10 protein-coding genes are annotated in these 11,591 nt (G+C 40.2%); 2 read left to right on the top strand and 8 right to left on the bottom strand.

Features of this window, described 5'->3' with window-relative positions; genetic code table 11:
* Window positions 1-95: 95 nt before the first annotated feature.
* The 8 genes from noc to rpmH form a co-directional block, all read right to left on the bottom strand.
* Window positions 96-959, bottom strand: a complete 864-nt coding sequence (gene noc, locus BN1082_RS11645) for a nucleoid occlusion protein (RefSeq protein ID WP_090634453.1) — start codon at window positions 957-959, stop codon at window positions 96-98.
* Window positions 960-1,181: 222 nt separating this feature from the next.
* Entirely contained in the window at window positions 1,182-1,898 is a 717-nt protein-coding gene (rsmG, locus tag BN1082_RS11640) for a 16S rRNA (guanine(527)-N(7))-methyltransferase RsmG (RefSeq protein WP_090634450.1), read from the bottom strand.
* Window positions 1,899-1,961: 63 nt separating this feature from the next.
* Window positions 1,962-3,851, bottom strand: coding sequence for a tRNA uridine-5-carboxymethylaminomethyl(34) synthesis enzyme MnmG (gene mnmG / locus BN1082_RS11635; protein WP_090634448.1), 1,890 nt, complete (start codon window positions 3,849-3,851; stop codon window positions 1,962-1,964).
* A gap of 52 nt (window positions 3,852-3,903) precedes the next feature.
* On the bottom strand, window positions 3,904-5,289 hold the full coding sequence (gene mnmE, locus BN1082_RS11630) for a tRNA uridine-5-carboxymethylaminomethyl(34) synthesis GTPase MnmE (RefSeq protein WP_090634445.1): 1,386 nt from the start codon (window positions 5,287-5,289) through the stop codon (window positions 3,904-3,906).
* Between the two features lie 528 nt (window positions 5,290-5,817).
* Window positions 5,818-6,441, bottom strand: a complete 624-nt coding sequence (jag, locus tag BN1082_RS11625) for an RNA-binding cell elongation regulator Jag/EloR (RefSeq protein WP_090634443.1) — start codon at window positions 6,439-6,441, stop codon at window positions 5,818-5,820.
* Window positions 6,438-7,217 carry a YidC family membrane integrase SpoIIIJ gene (gene spoIIIJ / locus BN1082_RS11620; protein ID WP_090634440.1) on the bottom strand — a complete coding sequence of 260 codons (780 nt, stop codon included), beginning with the start codon at window positions 7,215-7,217 and terminating at the stop codon, window positions 6,438-6,440. Before spoIIIJ ends, jag begins: the two co-directional genes overlap by 4 nt.
* 71 nt (window positions 7,218-7,288) lie before the next feature.
* Window positions 7,289-7,651 (bottom strand): ribonuclease P protein component, encoded by a 363-nt coding sequence (rnpA, locus tag BN1082_RS11615; RefSeq protein ID WP_090634438.1) that lies wholly within the window; start codon window positions 7,649-7,651, stop codon window positions 7,289-7,291.
* Between the two features lie 231 nt (window positions 7,652-7,882).
* Window positions 7,883-8,017 carry a 50S ribosomal protein L34 gene (rpmH, locus tag BN1082_RS11610; protein ID WP_066059809.1) on the bottom strand — a complete coding sequence of 45 codons (135 nt, stop codon included), beginning with the start codon at window positions 8,015-8,017 and terminating at the stop codon, window positions 7,883-7,885.
* Window positions 8,018-8,725: 708 nt separating this feature from the next.
* Between rpmH and dnaA the strand changes: the two genes are divergently transcribed.
* The gene (gene dnaA / locus BN1082_RS11605; RefSeq protein WP_090634436.1) at window positions 8,726-10,072 is read left to right on the top strand and encodes a chromosomal replication initiator protein DnaA; all 1,347 of its coding nucleotides are present in this window, start codon (window positions 8,726-8,728) and stop codon (window positions 10,070-10,072) included.
* A 182-nt stretch (window positions 10,073-10,254) separates the two neighbouring features.
* A complete protein-coding gene (gene dnaN, locus BN1082_RS11600) occupies window positions 10,255-11,391 on the top strand; it encodes a DNA polymerase III subunit beta (RefSeq protein WP_090634434.1) in 1,137 nt (378 codons plus the stop codon).
* The last annotated feature ends 200 nt before the right edge of the window (window positions 11,392-11,591 follow it).

Below are 11,591 nucleotides of genomic sequence, written 5' to 3'. Positions count from 1 at the left end.
TATCATGAAACAAAAAATTATAGTGGGACCAAAATTAAAAAAATAAGAACCAAACAATCATCTCGTCTGGTTCTTTGCATTTTTCGTCTATTCATTTACTTTTTCTTCGGAATGCGAATCGTAAATTGATAAAATTCATCAAACTCTTCTTCTTCAGAATTAAGATTGATGCCGCTGTCTGAAACCATTGATAACGACTGTCTGATAGTATTTACAGCAATTCGTACATCCTTGCTAAATGCTTTTCGCTTTGGTTTTGGTTTTTGCTCTTTTTGTTCAAGAAGCTTGACGACACGATCCTCAGTCTGTTTCACATTCAGGCCTTTTTCAATAATTTCCTCTAAAAGCTTAACCTGTTTTTCAGGATCCTTTAGAGGAATAAGTGAGCGGGCATGACGTTCGGTTATGACTTTATTTAACAGTGCATCCTGAATGGGCTGCGGCAGCTTAAGAAGGCGAAGCTTATTGGCAACTGTTGACTGCCCTTTGCCAAGTCGTTGCGCAAGTGCCTCCTGCGTCAAATTATGTAACTCCAGCAGCCGTCCATATGCAATGGCTTCTTCAATCGGTGACAACTCTTCCCGCTGCAGGTTTTCAATTAAGGCAATAGAAGCGGTTTCTGTATCCGACATATTCTTTATAATTGCCGGTACTTCGTTCCAGCCAAGTTTTTTCATTGCCCGCCAGCGGCGCTCCCCAGCGATAATTTCGTACTGACCATCTTCAAACCTTCTGACAACAATCGGTTGAATAATCCCATGGATATGAATGGTCCGTGACAATTCCTCAATTTTTCCTTCATCAAAGACTGTTCGTGGCTGAAAACGATTTGGAACAATATCATCAATTGGTATTTTTTTAATTTCTTCTGAATTTACAACATCCAGCTCTTTCTCCAGCTCAATGGTTTGTTCTCCTTTTTCGCCGAGGCCAAAAAAGCGTGTAAATGAATTTTTCATCCCCAACACTCCTTTACGAAACTCCCTATAACTTATTCTCTATGCTAGTACAATCTTCCTGCCAACCGGTTTGATATTTTATTTAAAAAAGCGTAAGCGCCTTGGTCAGCCCCGCGAGGCTACAGACGAACCGCGAGGAGGCAGCTTTTCAGCAACCACAGCGAGGAGGCTTATGATCCAAGGGGCTAGGCGCAGGAGCTGGATTGGAAAAAATAAGTGCCATTATTCAATCGGCGTTTTTCCGGGAACTCCCGGTTTGCGTGGATATTTTTTTGGCGTTTGCTTTTCTTTTTTAATAACCAAAATGGTTCTTTCGCTTTCTTCAATTGGCAATGTAAAGGTATGAATATTCTCGACTTTACCGCCTAAAATCGTAATCGCTTTTTGACCAACTTCCAGCTCATCCTTTGCATTAAGTGCCTTCATGGCAATAAAATGTCCCCCTATTTTTACAAGAGGCAGACAAAGTTCACTTAAAACAGACATCCTGGCAACTGCTCTTGCTGTAACGACATCAAAGGCTTCTCGATGAATGGGGTTTACCCCGAAGGTTTCAGCTCGATCATGGACGAATTGGACATTCTCCAATTTTAAGGTAGTAGCAAGATGTTGTAAAAAAGAAATTCGCTTGTTTAATGAATCGACAATGGTAACTTGAATATGTGGAAAAGCAATTTTTAACGGAATACTTGGGAACCCTGCCCCAGCCCCGACATCGCAAAGATGAAAGGGCTTCGTAAAATCAAAATAAATGGATGCGGTTATTGAATCATAAAAATGCTTTAAAAAAACATCCGCTTTATTTGTGATGGCCGTTAAATTCATTTTTTCGTTCCATTCAACAAGCGTTTCATAGTACGCTTCAAACTGGCCCAGCTGATCTTCTGAAAGGGAAATTCCTTTATCATGAAGCATGGTAGCAAATTGTTCTAATATCATTGATTAATCTTCCTCACTAATTGTCCAGCTTGGCAGAACGGCTATGGGCTGGAGCTTTTTCTTTTACTGATTAGAAATCCTCGCAATTCGACCTTGTTCTAAATAGACCAGTAAGATGGATATATCAGCAGGGTTAACCCCTGAAATACGTGATGCTTGTGCGAGCGATAACGGCTTAATTTTCTTAAGCTTTTGCTTTGCTTCTGTAGCGAGACCCGTAATGGCATCATAATCGATATTGTCAGGAATTTTCTTGTTTTCCATTTTCTTTAAGCGGTCGACCTGTTGAAGAGACTTCTCAATATACCCTTCATATTTAATTTGAATTTCAACCTGTTCCTTGATTTCGTCATCCAAAGGAACATCCGCTTTTGTAAGACTCTCCACATGCTCATATGTCATCTCAGGCCTTTTAAGCAGATCAGCAGCACGGATTCCATCCTTTAACTCACTGCCTCCAAGACTCTTGATTAACGTTTGAACCTGTTCAGTAGGTTTTAAAATGATGGAATGCAGTCTGTTCTTCTCATTTTCGACGGCTTCTTTTTTTACTAAAAATTTCTCATACCGCTCGTCTTTGATAAGTCCAATTTGATGGCCAATTTCTGTCAGCCTTAAATCGGCATTATCATGACGCAATAAAAGCCGGTACTCTGCTCTTGACGTTAATAATCGGTACGGCTCGTTTGTTCCTTTTGTGATTAAATCGTCGATTAATACACCAATATAGGCATCTGAGCGGCTAAGAATAAGTTGGTCTCTACCTAAGGCATTTAGCGCAGCATTGATTCCAGCCATCAGGCCTTGCCCAGCTGCTTCTTCATATCCTGATGTCCCATTAATTTGGCCTGCTGTATATAGATTTTTAATTACTTTTGTTTCAAGAGTTGGCCAAAGTTGGGTCGGTACAATCGCATCATATTCAATGGCATAGCCTGCTCTCATCATTTGTACTTTTTCAAGACCTGGTATGGATTTAAGGATTTGCTGTTGGACTTCCTCAGGAAGGCTTGTTGATAATCCTTGAACATACACTTCCTGTGTGTTTCTTCCTTCAGGCTCCAAGAAAATTTGATGGCGCGGTTTGTCATTAAAGCGCACTACCTTGTCTTCGATCGACGGACAATAGCGCGGTCCGGTTCCTTTAATCATCCCTGAAAACATCGGGGAACGGTGAAGATTAGAATCGATAATGTGATGCGTGTGTTCATTCGTATAGGTCAGCCAGCATGGAAGCTGGTCCGTGATAAATTTGGTTGTTTCATAAGAAAAAGCTCGAGGAATTTCATCTCCAGGCTGAATTTCTGTTTTACTATAATCGATTGAATGGCTGTTTACTCTTGGCGGTGTTCCTGTTTTAAAGCGTACGAGCTCAAACCCGAGCTCTTCCAAATGCTCAGATAAACGAATGGATGGCTGCTGATTGTTTGGACCGCTTGAATATTTCAAATCACCAATAATAACTTCTCCGCGCAAGAAAGTACCTGTTGTGATCACGACTGTTTTTGCCCGGTAAGCAGCACCTGTTTTCGTTATACAGCCAACAACAGCACCATCCTCGACTATTAATCGTTCGACCATTCCTTGGATTAACGTGGCGTTTGGTTCATTTTCAATTGTTTTTTTCATTTCATGCTGATAGTCAAACTTATCTGCCTGTGCTCGTAATGCCCGAACGGCCGGACCTTTACCGGTATTCAGCATTCTCATTTGAATATATGTTTTATCAATATTTTTTGCCATTTCCCCGCCAAGGGCATCAATTTCGCGAACAACGATCCCCTTTGCAGGGCCCCCAACTGATGGATTACATGGCATAAATGCAATCATGTCTAAGTTAATAGTAATGATTAATGTTTTCGCGCCAATTCTCGCCGCCGCAAGGCCAGCCTCACAGCCGGCATGACCTGCTCCTACGACAATAACGTCGAAATTACCTGCATCGTACTGCATCGATTAAACCTCCATTTTTTACATCGGCGCCTTACTGCCGACCTCTGCATACCTATTTTCCTAAGCAAAACTGTGAGAATAGCTGATCAATTAAGCTCTCGTGTACGCTGTCGCCAATGATCTCACCAAGCAATTCCCACGTCCGTGTCAAATCTATTTGAACAATATCAATCGGTGTTCCCATTTCAACACCATCTAACGCTTCTTCGATCGCCTGTAGGCTTTGACTTAACAACGCAATATGGCGGCTGTTTGAAACATAGGTTTGATCGCCTGCTTCAATAGCCCCGGCAAAAAATAACGCAGAAATGGCATCCTCTAATTCATCGACACCGCGATCTTCCAACAAGGATGTCGTAACCATTCGATGTTCGCCCGCTAGGTCCTTTACCCGCTCTAGGTCGATTTGCTGAGGGAGGTCAGTTTTATTGATAATGACGATCACGTCCATCCCTTCAACTGCCTTGAAAAGATTTTCATCCTCTGCTGTTAACTGATCAGCGTAATTCAATACAAGCAATATTAAATCTGCTTCTTTTAACACCTGACGTGATCGTTCGACCCCGATTCGTTCCACAATATCCTCTGTTTCGCGAATTCCGGCTGTATCGACAAGCTTAAGCGGTACTCCACGGACATTCACATATTCTTCAATCACATCGCGTGTCGTTCCTGGTATATCGGTAACAATGGCTTTGTTTTCATGAACAAGGCTGTTTAATAACGAAGATTTGCCAACATTCGGCCGGCCGATAATGACAGTCGAAAGCCCTTCACGTAAAATTTTTCCCTGCTCAGAGGTTTGCAAAAGCTTCTCGATTTCTTCCCGCACATAGGAAGCCTTTTCCTTCAGCATTTTATGGGTCATTTCTTCCACATCATCATATTCAGGATAATCAATATTCACTTCAACATGGGCAAGAATCTCTAAGATTTCTTGTCTTAGCTTGCGAATAAGCTTGGACAAACGCCCCTCCATCTGGCCTAATGCTAAGTTCATAGCCCGATCGGTTTTCGCCCTAATTAAATCCATTACCGCTTCCGCCTGTGATAAGTCGATTCGTCCATTTAGAAAAGCACGTTTCGTAAATTCACCTGGTTCCGCTAACCTTGCACCGTTCTTTAACACATGCTTTAGAACCCGATTAACAGATACGATGCCACCGTGGCAATTAATTTCGACAACATCCTCTTTCGTAAATGTCTTTGGTCCCTTCATCACCGACACCATGACCTCTTCCACCACTTGCCCGTCCTTCGGATCCACCAAATGTCCATAATGAATCGTATGGGATACTACTTCTGTCAGCTTCTTACCATGGATTCCCCTAAATAGCTGACTTGCAATTCGAATCGCATCATCCCCGCTTAAGCGGACAATGGCGATCGCCCCCTCTCCCATGGGCGTCGATATCGCTGCAATGGTATCAAATTCCATGTTCATTCACCTCACCTTATCGAAATTTATTTATATAAAAATAACGAAAGTTTTTACTCCAAATTACTAGAATACCACATTGTTTCTATTGAAAAAAGCAATTTAACCACTGCTTATCCACAACTTAATCATAATATCCTCGTTTTATTTTAGCTTATCCACATGTGAATAACAATAAAACAAAAAGCCGTCTGCTATCCACACCCAATATATTTCTGAACCACAAAAAAGAGGGTGTCCCAAAACTTTTAGGGCACCCCCTTTTATTAATGGTCTGTTAAAACTTGTCTGTTGATTTCCGCTCCAGGCGCTCGCTTTCCGCGGGCGGTTCGGGGAGCCTCCTCGGCGCTATTGCGCCTGCGGGGTCTCCCCTGCCCCGTACTCCCGCAGGAGTCGAGCGCCTGGAGCGGAAATCAACATTGCGGTTATCATGAACTTAGTACAAATAGTGGTGCCTGTCACATTTTGGGACAGCCCAACAAAAAAACACCCTATCAAATGTGATAGGATGCCCTTCTTTAGAAATGCTTATTTTCTTATCGGAGTAATAACAACATAGCGATGCGGTTCAGTTCCGTCAGAAGATGTTTTTACACGATTGTTTTCCGATAAAGCGGTATGAATAACTTTTCGCTCATAAGAAGGCATTGGCTCTAATGAAACATCTTTACCCGTTTTTAACGCCTTTTGGGCAACGCGATTAGCTAATTGAATTAATGTTTCGTTCCTTCTATTTCGGTAATCTTCTGCATCCAAAATGACAGATAAATATTGCTTCGAATACCGATTGATTACAAGCTGGGTCAAATATTGCAATGAATTCAGCGTTTGGCCTCTTTTTCCAATTAAAAGGGCAATTTTCTCTCCAGTTAGTACAAAGTTTACTTGTTTGCCATCACGGCGGATTTCTATTTCCACCGGCGCCCCCATTTGTTCACTCACTTGAGTCAGAAATTTTTTCGCCTCTTCTAACGGATCAATGATAACGGTTACTTTTACAACCGCAGGACGCGATCCAAAAATTCCGAAAATCCCCTTTTTCCCCTCATCAATGATGGAGACATCTGTGCGGTCCTTTGTTGTCTTTAATTGAGCTAAAGCTGATTCTACTGCTTCTTCGACAGTTTGTCCTGTAGCAGTTACCTGGTTCACTTTTTTGCTCCTCCCGCAATACCGGTCTCTGAAGATTTTTTCAGTTCAGGACCTTTAGTAAAATATGTTTGAATAATCATGAATATATTCCCTACGACCCAATATAGTGAAAGGGCTGACGGGACATTGAAAGCAAAAAAGACAATCATCACCGGCATCGTCCAAACCATCATCGCCATTTGCGGGTTCTGTTTTTCCGTTCCGGCCATCATCATTTTTTGCTGAATAAATGTAGTGATTCCAGCAATAATCGGCAAAATATAGTATGGATCCTTATACCCTAAATCAAACCATAGAAATGTATCTTGGGCGATAGCCCTCGTTCTTGAAATCGCCTGGTAAAAACCAATAATTATTGGCATTTGAATGAGCAAAGGAAAACAACCTGCTAGGGGATTAACCCCATGTTTTTGAAAAAGCGCCATTTGTTCCTGCTGCATTTTTTGCTGTGTCAATTGATCCTTCGAGCTGTATTTCTTCTTAAGCGCTTGCAATTCCGGCTGCAATGCCTGCGTGGCTTTTGCGTTTCTAGTCTGCTTAATCATCAGCGGTAAAATCGCAAGGCGGATCAAAATAGTTACAACTATAATCGATAACCCATAACTGCCCCAAAGTAAATGTGCTACTTCCTTAATCAGCCAGGATAATGGGTAGACAATAAATTGATTCCAAAATCCCTTACTTTCCGGGGTAATCGGCTGATTAACTTGACTGCATCCTGCTAACAGAACGAACAATGAGAGTATACTAATCAAAAATAATATTCGTTTTTTCAACCGTATTTTCCTCCTTGGAATAAGTATATCGTTATGTTATGGCCAAAAATAATTTTATTTTTGTCTATTTCTCAACTATTTTGACCTTCTTTTTGCAGTTGTAAAACCTTTCCGACCTTTAGGACATGAATAAGGCTCTTTTTCACCTCAAAAAAGTCCATTTCTTTGACGGGCTTCCTGGCAATGATGACGTAGTCATTCCCTGTTCGCAATTGATCCTTAAGTTCAAATATGGATTGTCTTATGTATCTTTTTATTTGGTTTCGTGTGACAGCATTGCCGATTTTCTTGCTGACAGACAGCCCTATCCGAAAAGACTCCTGGCCTTCTTTCCCTAATACATAGACGACAAATTGCCGATTCGCAAAGGATCGTCCTTTCTGAAAAGCTGCTTGAAAGTCTTTATTTCTTTTAATACGCAATTCCTTTTTCATAAAAACACCCTCTAACATCCTAGTCTAAGGTGCAATTTCCAAAACATGCATAGCGCCTTTAAGCTAGTTAGCTGCAACGCCTAGGGGCTCGGGGTCATAAGCCAAACCGTCTTGAAGGTTAAAAAGCAACCTTCCTGCCAGCTCGTCTTATGCCTGTCGCCCCTGATCAAGGCGCTTCCGCTTTTCTTCTTTCTAATATTAGAAAAAAGACCACTGAGACGTTTCAGTGGTCTAAGCTGATAATACTTTTCTTCCTTTACGACGACGACGAGCAAGAACTTTACGTCCGTTTGCTGAACTCATACGACTGCGGAAACCGTGAACTTTACTATGTTTGCGTTTATTTGGTTGATATGTTCTTTTCATTATATGACACCTCCCTGAGGAATAGCCTTCTAAATTTAACACAGACAGTCTAACTTATTATAAAGATGTCTCTCTGCAATTGTCAACCACTCTCCAAATATTGTCCCTTATTTCCAATATTTTTATTACTTTATGGTGCAGCTCCTATTGCCGGATTGAAATATCCGTTTGTCATTCATTTTGAACAGAATATCTCCATTTTTTGCTTGTGGATAAAATATCGACATTTTTTTCAGCTTTTACACAAGATATTGACATTTTTTTCACAAGACAACCACCTGTGGACAATTTTCATGCACAGAATGTTACAGTTGTGGATAAACTACGAAAACCCATTGCGAACCTAGCTATAATTTGATATTATATTTGTGTTTTCACTCTGAATAATAATATCCAAGAATTAGTTTATCCACACAATGTGGATAAGATGTGGATAGGTTATTCTAGGGTTCTGCAGAAACTTGTCCACAGGTAGTGGATATTGTCGAAACTCCACTTTATTTCCTTATAATATGTTTTCCACAATCATTGTTTCGTATATTTATAAATTCATAGGTTATACAGCCTATTTTTGCTGATATTAAACGAAACGATTCGCTAATTGGATAAAAGGAAGAAACGTGAACCTATTGTCTATTCGATTTTTTAACAGACAGAATGGAGCAAGACATATATGTACGAAAAATATAAAAAAAGGAGGGTTATCCGTTGGAAAATATTGCGGATCTTTGGAATAGAGCTCTGACCGACATTGAGAAGAAGATAAGCAAGCCTAGCTTTGACACATGGCTTAAGTCGACTAAGGCCCACTCTCTTAAAGGAGATTTACTGGTAATTACAGCTCCAAATGAATTTGCACGTGATTGGTTGGAAGAGCGTTATTCCCAGTTAATTTCCGGCATTCTCTATGAAATAACCGGTGAAGAGTTATCTGTTAAATTTATTATTCCGCATAATCAAAATGAGGAAGGGCAAGTAGTACTGGCTGCTCCTAAAAAGGCTAAAAATGATGATGATCATAATGAGTTGCCTCAAAGCGTACTCATTCCAAAGTACACCTTTGATACATTTGTTATTGGTGCAGGAAACCGTTTTGCCCACGCTGCCTCTCTAGCTGTGGCGGAGGCTCCAGCCAAAGCCTACAATCCCTTGTTTATTTACGGGGGTGTTGGATTAGGGAAAACACACTTAATGCATGCGATTGGCCATTATGTGCTAGAACATAATCCTTCAGCAAAAGTCGTTTATTTATCATCTGAGAAATTTACAAATGAGTTCATTAACTCGATTCGTGACAATAAAGCTGAGAATTTCCGCAACAAATATCGAAACGTGGATGTTTTACTAATAGATGATATTCAGTTTTTAGCGGGAAAAGAATCAACACAAGAGGAATTTTTTCATACCTTTAATACCCTTCATGAAGAAAGCAAGCAAATTATTATCTCCAGCGACCGTCCACCAAGGGAAATTCCGACATTAGAGGATCGGCTGCGGTCAAGGTTTGAATGGGGATTAATTACGGATATTACACCGCCAGATTTAGAAACAAGGATTGCCATTCTTCGTAAAAAGGCAAAAGCAGAAGGCTTGGATATCCCAAATGAAGTCATGCTTTATATTGCCAATCAAATTGATTCTAACATTCGTGAACTCGAGGGAGCGTTGATTCGTGTCGTAGCGTACTCCTCGTTAATTAATAAAGATATAAATGCAGATCTAGCTGCAGAGGCCCTAAAGGATATTATCCCAAGTTCAAAACCAAGGGTTATTACCATTCATGAAATTCAAAGGGTCGTCGGCGAACATTATAGTATTAAGCTTGAAGATTTTAAAGCGAAAAAGAGAACGAAATCCGTAGCATTCCCAAGGCAAGTTGCCATGTATTTGTCACGCGAATTAACCGACTGTTCTTTGCCGAAAATAGGAGAAGAATTTGGCGGCAGAGATCACACAACCGTTATCCATGCCCATGAAAAAATATCAAAGCTGCTTCAGTCAGATTCACAGCTGCAAAAACAAGTTAAAGAATTAAATGAGCTGTTGAAAGTTTAATGCACATGTGAATAACTTCTAATGAATTACGCACAGTCTGTCCACATGTGGATAGACTGTCTTTCCTTTGAAATAGGAGGTTATCCACATACTAACAAGCCCTACTAGTACTTCTTCTATTTTTTTTAAAAAAATATTATATGTTAATGCTTTAAAAAATATGTTATTCGGAGGATTAAAAAATGAGATTTATAATCCAACGGGACCGCCTCGTTCAAAGTGTTCAAGATGTAATGAAAGCAGTCACAAGTAGAACAACGATTCCGATTTTAACAGGTATTAAAATTACAACAACAGAAGATGGTGTTACGTTAACCGGCAGTGATTCTGATGTTTCAATTGAATCTTTTATTCCAAAAGAGGAAGCAGGGAATGAAATTGTCGAAATCAAACAAACGGGATCCATTGTACTTCAGGCAAGATTCTTCAGTGAAATTGTAAAGAAATTACCTACTGATTCAGTTGAAATAGAGGTTCTTAATCACTTGCAAACCGTTATTCGATCTGGGAAATCAGAATTTAATCTAAACGGTCTTGATGCAGAAGAATATCCTCATTTGCCACAAATTGAAGAAAATAATAAATTTCATATTGCAACGGATTTACTAAAAGCGATGATTCGGCAAACCTTTTTTGCAGTGTCAACCTCAGAAACACGCCCCATCTTGACAGGTGTAAACTGGAAGGTTGAGAATGGGGAATTAACCTGTATTGCAACAGATAGTCATCGCCTTGCTCTACGGAAGGCAAAAATTGAAACGGAAATTCATGAAAGCTACAACGTGGTCATTCCTGGGAAAAGCTTGAATGAATTAAGTAAAATTATTGATGATAGCAATGATCCGATTGATATTGTTATTACCGAAAATCAAATTTTATTTAAAGCAAAGCACTTATTATTTTTCTCAAGATTATTAGAAGGTAATTATCCTGATACATCGAGATTAATCCCTTCTGAAAGTAAAACGGATGTGACAGTCAATACAAAAGAATTTCTTCAGGCAATTGATCGTGCATCATTATTAGCACGTGAAGGAAGAAATAATGTCGTCAAGTTAGCGACTAATGAAGGAGGAGTGATTGAAATATCCTCCAATACCCCTGAAATCGGAAAGGTTGTCGAAGAAATTCAAAGTCAATCGATTGATGGAGAGGAATTAAAAATCTCCTTTAGTGCGAAATATATGATGGATGCATTAAAAGCACTTGAAGGAACAGATATTCGAATTAACTTTACCGGAGCGATGCGTCCCTTCGTAATCCGCCCACTTCACGATGAAACGATTTTACAGCTTATTTTGCCGGTAAGAACGTACTAAATCAGACAAAACCTATATGGCCGCCAGTTTAATGGCGGCTTTCTTATATGGACTGAATTTATATCGTTAGACTTAGAGAATTGTCCAGCTCCATAAGAGTAAGCTTCGGAAGCGATACCTCGTACGCCGAAAAACGTGAGTTTTTCGGCGGCGGCACCCAGCGACGTATGAACTTTGCTAAACGGGTACCTTCCGCTTTT

The sequence above is a fragment of the Neobacillus massiliamazoniensis genome (assembly GCF_001048695.1).
Taxonomy (GTDB): Bacteria; Bacillota; Bacilli; order Bacillales; family Cytobacillaceae; genus Neobacillus; species Neobacillus massiliamazoniensis.
The sequence above is the reverse complement of the archived record's forward strand: the minus strand, read 5'-3'. Positions and strand labels throughout refer to the sequence as shown.

What these genes read in the sequence shown, in the direction of transcription:
- noc (WP_090634453.1), bottom strand. Translation starts at nt 959, where the DNA reads ATGAAAAATTCATTTACACGCTTTTTTGGCCTCGGCGAAAAAGGAGAA.
- rsmG (WP_090634450.1), bottom strand. Translation starts at nt 1,898, where the DNA reads ATGATATTAGAACAATTTGCTACCATGCTTCATGATAAAGGAATTTCC.
- mnmG (WP_090634448.1), bottom strand. Translation starts at nt 3,851, where the DNA reads ATGCAGTACGATGCAGGTAATTTCGACGTTATTGTCGTAGGAGCAGGT.
- mnmE (WP_090634445.1), bottom strand. Translation starts at nt 5,289, where the DNA reads ATGGAATTTGATACCATTGCAGCGATATCGACGCCCATGGGAGAGGGG.
- rnpA (WP_090634438.1), bottom strand. Translation starts at nt 7,651, where the DNA reads ATGAAAAAGGAATTGCGTATTAAAAGAAATAAAGACTTTCAAGCAGCT.
- rpmH (WP_066059809.1), bottom strand. Translation starts at nt 8,017, where the DNA reads ATGAAAAGAACATATCAACCAAATAAACGCAAACATAGTAAAGTTCAC.
- dnaN (WP_090634434.1), top strand. Translation starts at nt 10,255, where the DNA reads ATGAGATTTATAATCCAACGGGACCGCCTCGTTCAAAGTGTTCAAGAT.